The organism is Pseudohalioglobus sediminis (assembly GCF_008370495.1).
In the GTDB taxonomy this organism is placed as follows: domain Bacteria; phylum Pseudomonadota; class Gammaproteobacteria; order Pseudomonadales; family Halieaceae; genus Halioglobus.
This window is the reverse complement of the sequence record NZ_VTUX01000010.1, coordinates 50,769-66,419: the sequence shown is the minus strand read 5'-3', so window position 1 is coordinate 66,419 and position 15,651 is coordinate 50,769. Positions and strand designations below refer to the sequence as shown.

17 protein-coding genes and 1 tRNA gene are annotated in these 15,651 nt (G+C 60.9%); 8 read left to right on the top strand and 10 right to left on the bottom strand.

Features of this window, described 5'->3' with window-relative positions:
- Window positions 1-122 precede the first annotated feature (122 nt).
- On the top strand, window positions 123-350 hold the full coding sequence (locus tag F0M18_RS20020) for a PRC-barrel domain-containing protein (protein WP_188109794.1): 228 nt from the start codon (window positions 123-125) through the stop codon (window positions 348-350).
- Between the two features lie 35 nt (window positions 351-385).
- On the opposite strand, the gene F0M18_RS17935 is transcribed toward F0M18_RS20020, so the two are convergent.
- Together F0M18_RS17935 and F0M18_RS17930 are read right to left on the bottom strand one after the other, a co-directional pair.
- Entirely contained in the window at window positions 386-1,144 is a 759-nt protein-coding gene (locus F0M18_RS17935; RefSeq protein ID WP_149612845.1) for an acetoacetate decarboxylase family protein, read from the bottom strand.
- A gap of 620 nt (window positions 1,145-1,764) precedes the next feature.
- The gene (locus F0M18_RS17930) at window positions 1,765-2,568 is read right to left on the bottom strand and encodes an enoyl-CoA hydratase (protein WP_149612844.1); all 804 of its coding nucleotides are present in this window, start codon (window positions 2,566-2,568) and stop codon (window positions 1,765-1,767) included.
- 223 nt (window positions 2,569-2,791) lie between these two features.
- Between F0M18_RS17930 and F0M18_RS17925 the strand changes: the two genes are divergently transcribed.
- Together F0M18_RS17925 and F0M18_RS17920 are read left to right on the top strand one after the other, a co-directional pair.
- Entirely contained in the window at window positions 2,792-3,601 is an 810-nt protein-coding gene (locus tag F0M18_RS17925) for an ion transporter (protein WP_149612843.1), read from the top strand.
- Between the two features lie 41 nt (window positions 3,602-3,642).
- A complete protein-coding gene (locus F0M18_RS17920) occupies window positions 3,643-4,542 on the top strand; it encodes a transporter (RefSeq protein WP_149612842.1) in 900 nt (299 codons plus the stop codon).
- A 15-nt stretch (window positions 4,543-4,557) separates the two neighbouring features.
- Here the strand turns inward: F0M18_RS17920 and ychF are convergent, their stop codons facing one another.
- The 8 genes from ychF to F0M18_RS17880 form a co-directional block, all read right to left on the bottom strand.
- Window positions 4,558-5,652, bottom strand: a complete 1,095-nt coding sequence (ychF, locus tag F0M18_RS17915; protein ID WP_149612841.1) for a redox-regulated ATPase YchF — start codon at window positions 5,650-5,652, stop codon at window positions 4,558-4,560.
- Window positions 5,653-5,675: 23 nt separating this feature from the next.
- Complete coding sequence (gene pth / locus F0M18_RS17910; protein WP_149612840.1) at window positions 5,676-6,263, bottom strand: aminoacyl-tRNA hydrolase; 588 nt, start codon at window positions 6,261-6,263, stop codon at window positions 5,676-5,678.
- 23 nt (window positions 6,264-6,286) lie between these two features.
- Window positions 6,287-6,952, bottom strand: coding sequence for a 50S ribosomal protein L25/general stress protein Ctc (locus F0M18_RS17905; protein ID WP_149612839.1), 666 nt, complete (start codon window positions 6,950-6,952; stop codon window positions 6,287-6,289).
- Between the two features lie 72 nt (window positions 6,953-7,024).
- Window positions 7,025-7,960, bottom strand: coding sequence for a ribose-phosphate pyrophosphokinase (locus F0M18_RS17900; RefSeq protein ID WP_188109815.1), 936 nt, complete (start codon window positions 7,958-7,960; stop codon window positions 7,025-7,027).
- 108 nt (window positions 7,961-8,068) lie between these two features.
- Window positions 8,069-8,143: transfer RNA gene (locus tag F0M18_RS17895), tRNA-Gln, on the bottom strand.
- A gap of 1 nt (window position 8,144) precedes the next feature.
- Entirely contained in the window at window positions 8,145-8,993 is an 849-nt protein-coding gene (gene ispE, locus F0M18_RS17890) for a 4-(cytidine 5'-diphospho)-2-C-methyl-D-erythritol kinase (protein ID WP_149612838.1), read from the bottom strand.
- Window positions 8,990-9,598 (bottom strand): lipoprotein insertase outer membrane protein LolB, encoded by a 609-nt coding sequence (lolB, locus tag F0M18_RS17885; protein WP_149612837.1) that lies wholly within the window; start codon window positions 9,596-9,598, stop codon window positions 8,990-8,992. The genes ispE and lolB overlap by 4 nt, the downstream gene beginning before the upstream one ends.
- On the bottom strand, window positions 9,595-11,379 hold the full coding sequence (locus tag F0M18_RS17880) for a tetratricopeptide repeat protein (RefSeq protein WP_149612836.1): 1,785 nt from the start codon (window positions 11,377-11,379) through the stop codon (window positions 9,595-9,597). Before F0M18_RS17880 ends, lolB begins: the two co-directional genes overlap by 4 nt.
- A 36-nt stretch (window positions 11,380-11,415) precedes the next feature.
- Between F0M18_RS17880 and F0M18_RS20015 the strand changes: the two genes are divergently transcribed.
- From F0M18_RS20015 to F0M18_RS17860, 5 genes are read left to right on the top strand one after another with little or no spacing between them, the layout of a single operon-like run.
- Window positions 11,416-11,589 carry a hypothetical protein gene (locus F0M18_RS20015; RefSeq protein WP_188109793.1) on the top strand — a complete coding sequence of 58 codons (174 nt, stop codon included), beginning with the start codon at window positions 11,416-11,418 and terminating at the stop codon, window positions 11,587-11,589.
- Between the two features lie 21 nt (window positions 11,590-11,610).
- Entirely contained in the window at window positions 11,611-12,984 is a 1,374-nt protein-coding gene (hemA, locus tag F0M18_RS17875) for a glutamyl-tRNA reductase (protein ID WP_149612835.1), read from the top strand.
- Window positions 12,981-14,066: a peptide chain release factor 1 gene (gene prfA / locus F0M18_RS17870; RefSeq protein WP_149612834.1), complete on the top strand. Its 1,086-nt coding sequence runs from the start codon at window positions 12,981-12,983 to the stop codon at window positions 14,064-14,066. Before hemA ends, prfA begins: the two co-directional genes overlap by 4 nt.
- Window positions 14,066-14,899 carry a peptide chain release factor N(5)-glutamine methyltransferase gene (gene prmC / locus F0M18_RS17865; RefSeq protein ID WP_149612833.1) on the top strand — a complete coding sequence of 278 codons (834 nt, stop codon included), beginning with the start codon at window positions 14,066-14,068 and terminating at the stop codon, window positions 14,897-14,899. Before prfA ends, prmC begins: the two co-directional genes overlap by 1 nt.
- Window positions 14,889-15,641, top strand: a complete 753-nt coding sequence (locus F0M18_RS17860; protein WP_149613007.1) for a HesA/MoeB/ThiF family protein — start codon at window positions 14,889-14,891, stop codon at window positions 15,639-15,641. Before prmC ends, F0M18_RS17860 begins: the two co-directional genes overlap by 11 nt.
- The last annotated feature ends 10 nt before the right edge of the window (window positions 15,642-15,651 follow it).

Below are 15,651 nucleotides of genomic sequence, written 5' to 3'. Positions count from 1 at the left end.
ACGCGCCTGAAGCGCGCAGCTCTGGATCTCCAGACCGGGTCGGGCGTGGCACAGTAAATGCATTGAAGATCGCAGGTGGGGGCGCCATTTGTGCGCCGCCAGGAGATACGGACACCAGGGCTATGAATGCGAAACAGGTTTCAAACCTTATTGATATGAAGCTGGTGACTCGCGAGGGTGGTTTGCTCGGGCGCGTCGATGAACTGCTTATCGAACAGGAAAGTGGTCGCATAGCGTACATCGTGGCGGAATATCACGACGGTAAGCGTCGCACTATCCCCTGGAACAGGGTCGAGTGCGAGGCGGGTGTGTTTCGGCTGCGTGAGTTCGCAGGGCCACAGGCTGAATGAGCCTGGTCGGGTGATGGCTCGTGTGTCCGGCGGTCTCAGGGCGGTGCTTGCATTCGCCGCGAATAGAGAAAGCCGAGGCCACTACCGGTTTTTTCAATAAGCTGCGCCGGCCATGACCTATCGGCCGGGGGCACCAGGCTGGTGAAGCGCGGGTCGCCATCGAAGCGCACGCGGGCGCGGCCGGGGCTGTAGTCAACGGGCGGGGAGGCGACTTCGAAGTAGGTGAGACGGTTGATGCGCGGACCTTTTTCCCGCGGCACCTGCAAAAACCAGGGTTTCTCCTCCGCCGGGCTCTTGATGCTGTGGCTGCTGTCGTCGGCGCTGCCGGCCGCCTGCGGAAGGTAGTCAATGTGCAGGTGCAGGCGCCCTTTGTGCTGCACCTCACCTGTCCAGTGTTGCCGCTCGCGAGTGAGGGTCATCTGCTGGGCCATAAATTTGGGATAACCGTAGAGCCTGCCGAAAACGCAGGGAAAATACGAGTCAATCGCCCAGTAGAGTCCATGCCAGCCCTCCTGGTCACCGTGGCGACAGGCAATGGAGAGAATGCCCTCGTGCCAGGTGGGCGACACCTCCGACAGCTCGAACATCAACATGGGTGTTTCCGGCATCGACAATGGTGACGGCAGGCAGGCGCGGTAAAGATCGATGTCTGCCGGTTCAACATGGACCTTGATTGCGCGGTAGTCGCTGGTGCGAACAGGAAGATGCAGGCTCGTGGTCACCCCGATCTGTAGCTTTTCGCGAATGCTCATGGTGATTGTCGGGGTCTCGCCCGGATCCGGCTGTGGTTGCAAGTGAACGTTACTTTAGAGGCAATTGTCGCCGAATGCACCCCCGTGAGTGCGCATTACTGAAGTGCCGCCACCGCGCCGTGAGCTGGCAGTGATTTGCCGTGGCCGCTGCAGTGCCAGGTCAGGCGGGTGGCGCCGGCAATGGCATCCAGTGGGTGATCATGGGAGCAAGGCTCCTGGGAGAAAAACCCCGGCTGCTAGCGTCGTACTCCATAAGGCGGTGCTTGTGCCCGCGTAAGAGCACAAGGTAGTGGCCGGAGTCAGTCGGCTTCCGGGCTGCCAATGCTGTCCACTCCGTGGCCGGTTTCAGCGGGCGGGCGCGGCTGCGAATTGAGAACCGCTCCGGGCCCGGTAGCGGCGACGACCACTTCCCTGCGACTTCCGGTAGTGCGTCTGCGCGTTCGAAATATGCCATTTCTTGCCCCCTTCACCCGCGCCTGTGACGTGACGCGGTGTCTTTTGGTAAGCGTGCTCATGACACTGTTGCAGAAGAGGTGTGCAGGCTGCAAACAACACAGTGTCCAATATGGGTCAGGTACCAGTGTGCTATTTGCGGTTGATAAGTCTTCTACCAGGATTATCCGGTGCGAACTGGCAGTCCGCATAGCCTGGGCTTTATGTGGCTAATCCTTGTAGTCCGGCCGGCGGCCTTCCTTGCGCGCCTTGATCGCCTCCTCGAAATTCTGCGTGGTCATGCGCACGAAGAGCTGTGCATGACCTTCATGGTTCATGTGCGTGTGCAGGCTGCCGGCGTCCACACCGGCCCAGAGCATCTGTTTTGAGAGTTCTACGCCAAGTTGACTGAAGCCGCAGATGCGTTCCGCAATGGCGTAGCATTCCTCCAGCAGGTTTTCCGGGTGCACAGCGCGAGAGATAATGCCGAGTTCCGCCGCTTCCAGGGCATCCACGTCGCGCCCGGTCAGCATGATCTCAAAAGCGCGGCTGGTGCCGATGGCGCGCGGCAACAGGTAGCTGAGGCCCAGCTCCGCAGAGGTGAGTCCGTTGTTGATACCCGCGGGGCGGAAATAGGCGCGCTCTGACGCCAGGCGTATATCGGTGGCCATGGCCAGGCAGAACCCGCCGCCGATGGCGGCACCATTGATGGCGCCGATCACCGGCTGGTGCATGTCGTGGATAGTCTTGATGACGTCGTCGAGAATCTTCATCGCCCTGCGGGCAATACCGGGCACCGTCAGGCCGTTGAAGATGTCGAGCCAGCCGGGATCTTCAAGGTCTGCTCCCGAGCAAAAGCCTTCCCCGGCGCCAGTCACGATGACCACACGGATGTCATTATTGAAGCTTACCGAATCCAGTGCTTCCTTGAACGGGACCATCACGTCGAAGGCCATGGCATTCATGCGCTCCGGGCGATTCAAGGTGATCAGGCAAACTTGCTCGCGGGGATATTCGACCTTCACATAGGACATTAACTTAACCTCTGCTGGATGTGATGGAAATTCTAGTGCAAGCCGGGTGAAAGGGATATGTCGATGTCTGCCAGATTTGCTGACAGGGCGCGAACACCGCGCTGCAGTGCGTTTGTTGATGCTGTGCAGCTGTGGTCAAAAGCCCTAAAATGGCGCCGCCAAATTTGTGTCTTGACTATATGCGCAGTGCACAGCGTGCAGCGCAACCAGGGAAGTAGAGCCTATGTCCACCCAAACGCAAGCCTTGCAGGCACGATTCGAGCGCCTGCGCAGTAACAAGCTGTTCGAAACCCTGGTGATCGCCATTATCCTGGTGTCGGCATTGATGATCGGGGTGAAAACCTACCCGTTGCCGCCGCTGGCGACGCAGGTGATTATCATCCTCGACTGGGGCATTACCCTGTTCTTTCTTGCGGAGATCACCGTGCGTTTTCTCGGCGAACCCGACAGGAAGCGCTTCTTTCACAGCGGCTGGAACGTCTTTGACACCCTGATCGTGGTGGTCAGCCTGATTCCCATCGAGGACTCAGAGCTGGCCCTGATAGGGCGCCTGGTACGTATTTTCAGGGTGCTGCGCATGGTGTCCATCATTCCGGAATTGCGCACCCTGCTGAATTCGCTGCTGGCCGCGATGCCGCAGCTCGGCTACGTGATGTTGATGATGTTCATTATTTTCTATATCTACGCGGCTATCGGCAGCACCTTCTTTGCCGGCATCAATCCCGAGTTGTGGGGAGATATTGCCATCTCCATGCTTACCCTGTTCCGGGTCATGACCTTCGAGGACTGGACGGACGTGATGTACGAGACCATGGCCGTTTATCCGTTCAGCTGGGCGTTCTACCTCAGTTTCATTTTCCTGTCTGCGTTCGCGTTTCTGAACATGATTATCGGAATCGTGGTCAACGTGCTCGAGGAGGAACACCAGCGTCAGGCCCGGCAGGATGCCCTGGACGCGGGCGAGCCCACGCTGCTGGAACTGCGCGACGAGATCCGCAGTTTGCGGGGGCTGATAGAGGCCAGCAGGAAATAGTCGTGATTGCACCTGCTGGTGCGCCGGAACATAATTGCCTTATGCAGATTCTACTGATCCCGCTGCTGTTTCTGCTGTCCATGGCAGGCGCAGTGGCGCAGGAGCTGACACCGCGAGCGTACTGGCCGGCACCGGAGGGCACCCAGGTGCTTACCCTGGGGGCAATCTACACCCGCGGCGATATCGTGCCGGACCCGTCGCTGCCCGTGGTGGGGGTGGACTCGCGCATTTACACCGGCGTAATCGGCTACCTGCGTACCCTGGATCTTTTCGGTCGCACGGCGAACCTTATTATCGAGCAGTCCTACTCCAGCGGTGATATGGAAGGCCGCATCGAGGGCCCCGGATCGCTGAAGCGCGACTACCAGGGTTGGGGTGATTTCGCTGCGACCTTGTCGGTCAATCTCAGCGGCGCCCCGACCATGAACAAGGCGGAATTTGCCGAGTTGCGGCGCAACCCGCGACCTATCCTGGGCGCCAGCCTCAAAGTTGTGGCTCCCACCGGGCAGTATGACAACGACAGAATCGTCAACGTGGGCGCCAATCGCTGGGCTGCCAAGGCGGAGCTGGGTTATATCACGGTGATCAGCCCCAGGTGGTTGCTGGAGCTTGAAGCGGGCGTGTGGGTGTTTGACGACAACGATGACTTTCTGGGCGTCACCCGGGAGCAGGGGTCAATCCAGTCCCTGGAGATGCACCTGGTGCGACGCTTTGCCCCGGGGTTCTGGGCGTCCCTGGACCTCAATGGATACCGCGGCGGGCGCAGCACGGTGGCTGGCAGGCGCCTGGATGACCTGCAGCGCGATTCCAAAATCGGGGCGACGCTGGTGTTCCCCTTCGCGCGCAAGCATGCGCTCAAGTTTGCCTATTCCACCGGCTCTGTAAATGACTCTGACGAGTCTTTCAACCTGTACCAGGTCAGTTACCAGCGTTTGTTCTGATTCCGGTGCCCGTTACTAGACGTTGAAACGGAAGTGGATGACGTCACCGTCCTGCACCACGTAGTCCTTGCCCTCGAGCCGCCAGCGCCCCGCGTCCTTGGCGCCCTGTTCGCCGTTGTATTCGATGAAGTCGTCATAGGCTATGACTTCTGCGCGAATGAAGCCCTTCTGGAAGTCGGTATGAATAACCCCGGCTGCCTCCGGGGCGGTGGCCCCCACGGGTACGGTCCAGGCGCGAACTTCTTTCTCGCCGGCGGTGAAGTAGGTATGCAGGTTGAGCAGTTCATAGCCCGCGCGGATCACCCGGTTGAGGCCGGGTTCTTCCATGCCCAGGTCAGCCAGGAATTCAGCGCGCTCGTCGTCGTCCAGCTCGATGATCTCTGACTCCAGCTTGTTGCAGATGACCACCACCACCGCTTTTTCCTCCGCAGCGATGCGGCGTACCACCTCCAGGTGCGGATTGTCTTCGAAGCCGTCCTCATCCACGTTGGCAATGTACATGGTCGGTTTCACCGTGAGCAGGAACAGCTGCCTGAGCAACGCTTGCTCGTTGCCATCAAGGTCCAGGGCGCGTACCGGGCGCGCCTCGTTGAGCTGGGGCAGCAACTTGTTCTCCAGCAGCGCTTTCATGGCCACGGCTTCCTTGTCGCCGCTCTTGGCCACACGGATCACCTTCTGCAACTGCTTCTCACAGCTGTCGAGGTCTGCCAGCGCCAGTTCGGTGTTGATCACCTCGATATCGGAAGCCGGGTCAATCTGGTTGGCGACGTGAATGACATTGTCGTCTTCAAAGCAACGCACCACGTGTGCGATCGCGTCGGTCTCGCGAATGTTGGCGAGGAACTGGTTGCCCAGGCCTTCCCCCTTGGACGCACCTGCCACCAGTCCGGCAATATCGACGAACTCCATGGTGGTGGCGATTTCACGCTCGGGTTTGACGATGGCGGCAATTTTGTCCTGGCGCGGGTCGGGGATGGGCACGACGCCGGCGTTTGGCTCGATGGTGCAGAAAGGAAAGTTTTCAGCGTCGATACCGGCCCTGGTCAGGGCATTGAACAGGGTGGATTTGCCCACGTTAGGCAGGCCGACGATTCCGCATTTAAAACCCATGAGATTGTCCTTGGAGTGGGCAGTCAGGCTGCCTTGAAACTGTGTAAACGTGTCATCGCCTTGGTGACATCCCCATCCAGTAGCAGGGGCAGGGCGGCGATGGCTTCTTCGATACTCGCGTCAATACGCTCTCTGTCCGCCGGCGATGGTCGGCTCAGTACATAGCCTGACACTTTCGAGGCATGCCCCGGGTGATCAATGCCGATACGCAAGCGGAAGAAGTTCTTGCAGTTGCCCAGGGCCGGCACAATGTCGCGCAGGCCGTTGTGGCCGCCGTGTCCTCCACCCTGCTTGAAGCGGGCAGTACCTGCAGGTATGTCCAGTTCATCGTGGGCGATGAGGATTTCTTCAGGCGCGATCTTGAAAAACTGTGCCATCGCGGCGACGGATTTACCGGATCGATTCATAAAGGTGGTAGGGATGAGCAGGCGCAGATCATGGCCGGCGAAGGTAACGCGGCCAGCGAGTCCATAATATTTTGATTCGGGTTGGAGAGTGGTGGCGCACTGGCGTGCCAGTGCGTCCACGAAATCGGCGCCCGCGTTGTGGCGGGTGCCCCGGTAGTCGTTACCGGGGTTACCCAGGCCGGCGATCAGCTTGATGGCTGTCAACGCGGGTGCCGTAAGACGAGGAATTAATCCTCGCCGTCGTCTTCTTCTGCAGCGTCTTCTTCGCCTGCATCAGTAGCTTCGACTTCCTCGTCATCTACTGAGCCGCCCTTCGGTGCGATCACGGAAGCGATGGCCAGGTCGTGGTCTTCGCCCAGTGCCAGGGCTGTAGACGTTACGCCCTCCGGCAGGGTGACATCGGACAGGTGCACGATATCGCCGGTCTTGACGTCGATCATGTCCACTTCGATGTACTCGGGAATGTCACCCGGCAGACAGGATACTTCGATGTCAGTGGCCTGGTGCTGGATAATGCCGCCTTCCATCTTCACCCCGAGGCAAGCTTCTTCGTTGAGGAAGTGGATGGGCACATTCACTTTCAGGGCCACCTTGGCCGATACGCGCATGAAGTCAGCGTGCATCACGAAGTTCTTGGCGGGATGACGCTGCAGGTCCTTGAGAATCGCCTGCTGCGGGTCGCCGTTCACGTTCACGGTGAGAACGTGTGAGTAGAACGCTTCATTTTCCAGCGACTTTTCCAGGTCCTTGCGGATGATAGTCAAGGGTTGTGGGTCCTTGCCGCCTCCATAGATGATGGCGGGGACTTTATCGGCGTGACGACGCAGGCGGCGGCTCGCACCTTTCCCCATGTCCTCGCGCAGCTCGGCTTGTACTTCAAATTGGTCAGACATAGTCAGACTCCTTTGATTATCGTTACGGCACTTGCGACCGGTGCGGTAACGGGTTGCTGTTTGCGTTGTTCCCTACTGGAACAGCGCGCTGATAGATTCCTCATTGGCCACCCGACGCATGGACTCGGCCAGCAGGTCGGCGGTCGTGAGTTGGCGGATTTTCGGTATCGCTCTCGCCTCGTCACTCAGGGGAATCGTATCGGTGACTACCAGCTGGTCCAGCTGGGAGTTCCGAATATTGTCCAGTGCCTTGCCCGAAAGTACCGCGTGGGTACAGTAGGCATAGACAGCCACGGCACCGCGCTCTTTCAGGGCATTTGCGGCCTGGCACAGGGTGCCGGCAGTATCGACCATGTCATCGACCAGTATGCAGCTGCGACCTTCCACATCACCGATCAGGTTCATTACCTGGGCCTCGTTGGCCTTCGGGCGACGCTTGTCGATGATTGCCAGGTCGGCCTCATCCAGCTGCTTGGCAATGGCCCTGGCCCGCACAACACCGCCAATGTCCGGTGATACCACGATCAGGTTCTCGTAGTTCTGGGCCACGATGTCGTCATTCAATATCGGCGAGCCGTAGACGTTGTCCACCGGGCAGGAGAAAAAGCCCTGTATCTGTTCTGCGTGCAGATCCATGGTTAGCACGCGATCGACGCCCACGGCATCCATCATGTCGGCCACGACCTTGGCGGTAATCGGCACGCGTGAGGAGCGTACCCGACGGTCCTGCCTGGCGTAGCCGAAGTAGGGCACAACCGCGGTAATGCGGTGGGCCGAGGCGCGGCGCAGCGCGTCGATCATCACCAGCAGTTCCATCAGGTTGTCGTTGGTCGGAGCGCAGGTGGACTGCACAACGAACACGTCCTTGCCGCGCACGTTCTCATTGAGCTCAACGGCCACCTCGCCGTCGCTGAACTTGCCGACGTCAGCCTTGCCCAGTGACAGATACAGGCGGCTGGCGACTTTATGGGCGAGTTCCGGGTTGGCGTTACCGGAGAAAACCATCATCTTCGAGGACACAGCTACCTGCCTTGATTTTGCGGGGTTGAACTTGTCTGGGCGCATCAAACGAGAAAAGTGCTACACGCCCACGGCGTGCAGCACTCTCTTCTTGTATGGCTGGGGTGGCAGGATTCGAACCTGCGAATGCCGGGATCAAAACCCGGTGCCTTGCCGCTTGGCGACACCCCAATTAATCTCTGGGTCTGGCCAGTGCTGCAAACACTGGCGACTCGTTCAGGCCCTGCGCCACAAACCCTGCCCATTGCAGTGGCAGCTGGCCCAGTGCTGACCTGGCGGATGCTTCATCCGGGAAGCTGCAAAACACACAGCTCCCGGTTCCGGTCAACCGGGCGTCTCCGAACTTTTCCAGCCAATTCAGTGCCTTATCCACTTCGTCGTGAATACTTCGCACCAGGGGTTGGCAATCGTTCCGGGAGTGGCCCTCAAAAAAGGCCGCCATTTTGATGGCAGAGGTGTCCCGTGTCAATTGCTCATGGGAAAAAATTTCTGCGGTGGAGACATGGCAAGGGGGCGCAATAACGAGGTACCACCGCGGCGGCATCTCTACCGGGGTGAGCACATCACCGACACCCTCGGCCCACGCCGTGTGGCCGGCAACGAAGACCGGGACATCGGCTCCCAGTTGCAGGCCGATCCGCTGCAACTCAGCGCTGCTCAGGTCCAGTTGCCAGAGCGCGTTGAGGGCCAGCAGCGTGGTCGCGGCATTGGAACTGCCGCCGCCGAGGCCGCCGCCGGCCGGTATGCGCTTGTGCAGTGAGATGCTGACGCCCTGTGACGGCTGTTTCCGGGGCAGGCTGCGCGCCGCGCGCACGATCAGGTTTTCCTCTGCGGGGATGCCCAGGCAATCCCCCTGCAGGCTGATAGTGCCGGAATCGTCAGCAGTGAAGGTCAGCTCGTCGCCCCAGTCGAGGAGTTGGAACAGGGTCTGCAGCCGATGGTAGCCATCCGCGTTGCGCCCGACGATGTGCAGGAACAGGTTGAGTTTGGCGGGTGAAAGCAGTGTCAGGCTCTTGCTCACGGTGAGGTGAATCCTCGCCACTGTCTCAGGATGATACGCGCACTGGTATCCTCGCGGTAAACGCGCAGGCGTGTGGGCAGTGTGTGACCCTCGAATTCGCCGAAGCTCTCGTAGTCCACCGTCCAGTCCAGCTGCTGTATGCTCAGCGGCAGGCGGCCGTTGGCATCAAGGGTGACCTCCTGTAGCGGCAGTGCGGGCGCGGGTATGCCCCTGATCCAGTAAGGCAGCGCCTGCAGGGGTAATTGCCAGTGCCGGCCCGATTGCGGCAACAGGGCATCGTCCAGGCGCCAGCGACTGTATTCATCTCCCTGGCGGATTTCCAGGTACTCGCCATCGCTGTCCAGCGTCGTGGCACCAATGCCAACAGGCCCGGACAGGCGGATTGAGGTGGCCCCGCCCCGTTGTTGCCACACCATGCCGGCCGATTCGGCCTGCTCCGGTGAGCGCAGGGCGACCTTGCCGCTGGCTGTCCAATGCTCCAGCTGTTGCAATGCTTCGCGGTGCTGTTGCCAGCTCAGGTCATCAGGTGCGGGTTTTTGCAGCCCCGCGCAGCCAGAGAGCCACAGGCAGGCGCAGCAGACTATCGCGACGAAACGGCTGTTCATATCGTGCTTTCAGCGGCCGGTGCCGTGGGGGCTGTGAGCAGGTTGTCGATGCCCAGCCGCTGCAGCGTGTCGAGCAGGATGCGGTGGCTGGGGTCCTGTCGCAGGGCCCCCTGCCAGACACGCAGGGCACGCTCTCGCTCACCCTTCTGCCACAGGGCCTCGCCGAGGTGGGCCGCGACCTCCGGATCGGGCATCGCAGCGTAGGCGCGGGTCAGGTATTCGATTGCCTTGTCCAGCTCGCCCTTGCGGTATAGCACCCAGCCCATGCTGTCCAGTATCGCCGGTTCATCGGGGTCCAGTTCCAGCGCACGACTGATCAACTGGTAGGCCTCTTCGTAGCGCTCAGTCTGGTCCGCAAGGGTGTAACCCAGTGCATTGAGCGCAGTGGCATTGTTTGGATCCCGGGCGAGAATGGCGCGCAGATCTGCTTCCATCAGGGCCAGGTCATCCTGCTGTTGCCCGAGCATTGACCTGGCATACCGCAGTGAGGCGGAGTCGGGATAGCTGTTGATGCCCTCGTTGAGCACCGCGAGCGATGCCTCCAGCGCCCCCGCATTGCTGAGGATGTCAGCCTCGATGCCGAACAGCTGTTCCCTGCGGCCGCGCACCTGCAAGCGCTGCTTGGCGAACCAGGCACGGCTGGCCTGCAGTTCGCCGGCGCCCACGAGAATTTGCCCGATGCGCTGGTTCGCGCTGAGATACTGGCGACTGTCGCCCACTTTCATATACTGGCTCAGCGCTTCGGCGGTTTCGTTGCGATCTTCAGCAATGAGGCCGAGATAGTAGTGCGCCTCATCCTTGCGCTTACCGGTGTCGAGAACCTGTTGCAGGTAGGCTCTGGCGACGAGGTCGTCACCGGTTTCACGGTTGATCAGGGCCAGTGACAGCAGCAGGTCCGCATCCCCGGGCGATTGCGCGGAGAGTATTTCAAACTGCTTTCGCGCTGCGTCCATGTCGGTATTGGTGAGCAGCCTGGCATACTCAAGGCGCAGGCGACTGTCCTGCGGGTTGGACTGCAACACATCCTCGATGTGCGCGAAGGGTCGCCGGGCACCGGTGCGAATCAGGATGCGTGCTTCCAGCAGCAAGGCCTGGTGCTGTTCGGGTTCCACAGCAAACAGGGCCTGCAAACGTGTTAGCGCCGCATCGTATTGCTCGTACTCTGTGTTGATCAGCGCCAGGGTCAGCAGCAGGGCGGGATCTTCAGGGAATTCATTGGCCAGTTCCGTCAATCCGGATACCAGGCCTGCCTGCTGCTGTTCGCTGAGTCCGCCAAAGCCCTGCAATAGAAGCGGGTAGTTTGCCTGCTTGCCGCTGCGCGAAACGTGCGCCATGTGCGGCAGGGCGTCCAGCGCCTGACCGTTGCGCGCCATTAATGTGGCCGCAGTGTTGTTGGCCTCCAGGTTGTCCGGATCCTGCTGCAGCCAGAGTTGAACCGCCTCGATGGCGCGCGCATCGTCGCTGACAAACTGTGCCAGGCGTGTGGTATGTCTCGCGACCCCGGCATCAGCGAGTACCCGGCTTTGCTCCATATACTGGTCCAGGGCGGTCTGGTAGTCGTGCTGGCGCAGCGCGAACTCCGCCAGTAACAGGGGGTAGATACTCTCCGCCGGGAAACTGCGCTCGGGAGTCTCTGGGGTTTCCGCGGCAACCTCATCGGTGTCACTCCCGGCGGACTCCTGCACAGTTGCCTCCGCGTGCTCCGGGGGGGTGGACGCGCAAGCGGCTAGCAAGATGAGGCCAAGGGCGATGCCGATGGCATGAATAGACAAACGGGGCATGCAGGTTACAGCGGCTGATATGGGAACAAGGCCGTTATGATGACACAACCGCAGGCTGAAACCCAATTGTCCGGCCCAGTGACGCTGGCGGGCTATTTGCTGTCCATCTTGTTAGAATATGCCCGGATTTCGGTGACTTATGTTATGGTGCCGCCGCTTTTTCGCGGCGCATCTCCCTTGCCGCCGACACCACCATTGATCACACAGTGAACAGGAGACTGTGCGCACACCATGAATCTCATCGCCCTGGGTATTAACCACAACTCCGCGGCCGTCGAGGTTCGCGAGCGCGTGGCATTCGCGCCGGAGCAGGTTAGCGAGGCGATGGCGGACTGCTGCAACGCGGCCGGGCTGGAAGAAGTGGTGATTTTGTCGACCTGCAACCGCACCGAGATTTACGCGATCGCCCCCCCAAGGAGTGTGCCCGCTGACAAGGCCATGCAGTTGATCGACTGGATGGCCAACTACCATCATCTGTCTGCCGAGGAATTGCGCGCCTCCGCCTACCACTACGAAGCAGAAAAAGCGCTCACCCACATCGCCCAGGTAGCCGCCGGACTCGATTCCATGGTGCTGGGTGAGCCGCAGATATTCGGTCAGCTGAAGTCGGCATTTGCTGTGGCCAGGGAATCGGGGACGGTGGGTGGTGAGCTCAACCGGCTGTTCCAGCGCGTATTCGCTATTGCCAAACGGGTGCGGACCGACACCGCGATTGGCGAGAACCCGGTATCGGTCGCCTATGCGGCGGTCGACCTGGCGGGGCATATTTTTTCCGATCTGTCGAAGTGCAATGCCCTGCTGGTTGGTGCCGGGGAGACCATCGAACTGGTTGCGCGACACCTCATAGAAGCCGGTGTCGCCAATATTGTGATCGCCAATCGGACCCTGGGCCGGGCGCGCGAACTGGGCCAGAAGTTCGGGGCCGAAGCGGTTCTGCTGGCGGAGATACCTGAGCAGCTGCCACGCGCCGATATCGTGATTACATCCACTGCCAGCCAGTTGCCGATACTGGGGAAAGGGGCCGTTGAGCAGGCCATCAAAGTGCGCAAGCATCGCCCGGTGTTGATGGTGGATATCGCCGTGCCCCGGGATATCGAAGCCCAGGTGGGCGAACTGCGCGATGTGTATCTTTACAGCGTCGATGACCTGCGTGAAATAGTCGATGAGAATTTGCGCAGCCGCCAGAGCGAAGCCCGCAAGGCCGATACTATTATTGCCGAGGGTGTCGCCGCGCACACCCGTGAGGTCAAGCAGGCAAATGCCGTCGATGCCGTCAAGGATTATCGCAGCATGGCAGAGCAGCTGCGCCAGCAGGAACTGGACAAGGCCCTGCGCAGCATAAGCCGTGGTGATGACCCCGCCCAGGTTTTAACCCAGTTCTCACGCGGCCTGACCAATAAACTTATCCACGCCCCCACTGCGGGCCTGAAGCAGGCCAGCGCCGAGGGCCGTCATGGCGACCTGGACAGCGCCCGGCGCCTGCTCGGTATTGCGTCAACAACTCCCGAGGCCGCCCCTGCTCCCGAGAACGCGGAGCGCAGCGATGCGGATGCCCTGGAAATTTCCAAAGACGATACCGACCACTCGAGACACACCCTGCAATGAAAGCATCTCTCCTGACCAAGCTGGAAACGTTAACTGACCGGCACGAGGAGGTATCGGCGCTCCTCGGCGACAGTGAAATTATTTCCAACCAGGACCAGTTTCGTGATCTGTCCCGTGAATACTCGGAACTGGAGGCGGTGGTAACGTGCTACGCAAAGTACAGCCAGGTCAAGGCTGATCTCGAGGAAGCGCGCGCCATGCTTGAGGACCCTGACGCCGACCTGCGGGAAATGGCGCAGGAGGAGATTGACTCTGCATCGGGGGAGCTGGCGCAGCTGGAGCAAGAATTGCAGACCCTGCTGCTACCGCGGGATCCGAATGACTCGCACAACGTGTTCCTGGAGATTCGTGCCGGTACCGGTGGTGACGAGGCAGCCATATTCTCTGGCGACCTGTTTCGCATGTATTCACGCTATGCCGAGAACCAGGGCTGGAAAATAGAAGTACTGTCAGAGCGGCCGGGCGAGCACGGCGGCTACAAGGAAATCATCACCCGGGTGGAAGGGCGCGATGTCTATGCCCACCTCAAGTTCGAGTCAGGTGCGCATCGCGTGCAGCGCGTTCCCGAGACGGAATCGCAGGGCCGCATCCACACTTCAGCCTGCACCGTGGCGATCATGCCCGAGGCCGAAGAGGTCGATGCGGTGGAGATTAACAAGGCCGACCTGCGCATCGACACCTACAGGGCGTCGGGTGCCGGCGGGCAGCACGTAAATAAAACCGATTCAGCGGTGCGCATCACGCATCTGCCCAGTGGCATCGTGGTGGAGTGCCAGGATGAGCGCTCGCAGCACAAGAACCGGGCTCGTGCCATGTCGCTGTTGCAGGCCAAACTGTTGACCAGTGCCCAGGACAAGGCAGCAGAAGAGCAGGCAGAACAGCGTCGCAACCTGGTGGGCACAGGTGACCGTTCTGACCGTATCCGCACTTACAACTACCCCCAGGGCCGGCTAACGGACCACCGTATCAACCTGACACTCTACAAGCTGGCCGAAGTGATGGAGGGTGACCTGGGTGCCGTTATCGGGCCGTTGCGCCAGGAATACCAGGCGGACCAGCTGGCGGCCCTGGGCGAGGACTGATGGACACTGTGCAGGATGTCCTGCGCAGTGCCTCGGGGTTGCCCGGGGATAGCCCGGTCCGGGACGCCGAAATACTGCTGGCCCATTGCCTCGGCAAGCCGCGCAGTTGGCTCTATACCTGGCCGGAAGCGCAGGTGAGCGCAGACACCCTGTCACAATTCAACACACTGTTACAACGACGCCGTGAGGGCGAGCCGGTAGCCTACCTGACCGGGCGGCGTGAGTTCTGGTCCCTGGACCTGCGCGTCGCTCCCAGCACCCTGATACCCCGGCCAGAGACGGAAACACTGGTTGAATGGGCACTGCAGTTGCCGCTGCCGGGCGACGCCCGCGTGCTTGATCTGGGTACCGGCTCCGGCGCAATCGCCCTGGCGCTGGCCAGCGAGCGCCCCGCCTGGCGCGTCAGCGGCGTGGACAAGCATGCGGCGGCGGTAGATCTGGCACGGGAAAATGCACAGCGCTGTGAGCTCTCGCAGGTGCGTTTTCAACAGTCGGACTGGTTTTCCCACGTTGAGGAACGCGATTTTCACCTGCTGGTGAGCAACCCGCCTTACATCAGTGAGGGTGACGTGCACCTGTCGCAGGGGGACCTGCGTTTTGAACCGGAGTCGGCATTGGTATCTGCACAGGAAGGGCTCAGGGATCTGGCAAGCCTTGCTGAACAGGCGCCGGCGTACCTCTGCGACGGTGGCTGGCTGCTGCTGGAGCACGGTTTTGATCAGGGTGCGGCGGTGCGTGACCTGCTCACCCGCTACGGTTTCGAAGACGTGGCCACCCGCCATGACCTCGCCGGCCTGGAGCGAATCAGCGGGGGGCGCCGCGGTGCTGAGTGACGAACAATTGTTGCGTTACAACCGACAGATACTGCTGCCGGACTTCGATGTCGCCGGGCAGGAGAAACTGGCCGCGGCGCACGCACTGGTGGTGGGCCTGGGCGGCCTGGGTTGCCCGGCCGCACTCTATCTCGGCGCAGCCGGGGTCGGGCAGCTGACCCTGGCCGACGGGGATGAGGTCGAACTCAGCAATCTGCAGCGACAGATAGCCCACGGTGATGCCGATATTGGGCGCAGCAAGGCCGCCTCTGCGGCAGAGTCGATCCATGCCATCAACCCCGAGGTCCGGGTAAGCGTCGTGGCACAGCGCCTGGATGCCGAGTCCATGAACGATTGCTGTGCGCGGGTGGATGTGGTGCTGGACGCGTCTGACAACTACGCCACCCGTTTCTCACTCAATCGCGCCTGCATCCGCGCAGGCGTGCCGCTGGTAAGCGCGGCCGCGATCCGGGGCGAGGGCCAGCTGGCGGTTTTTGCGCCGGCCAGCGGCGGGCCTTGCTATCGCTGCCTGTATCCCGAGGACAATGCCGGACCCCTTGAGGCCTGCAGTGATAGCGGTGTGCTGGCGCCGGTAGTGGGGGTGCTGGGGGCACTGCAGGCAATGGAAGCGATCAAGCTGCTGTCCGGGTACGGCGAGCCGCTTGTTGGTGCCCTGCTGGTGGCGGACCTGGCCACTATGCAATGGCAGCGACTGTCGGTGGCCGCGCGCGATGACTGTCCGGACTGCGCCCACATGCGCTGACTGTTGCCGG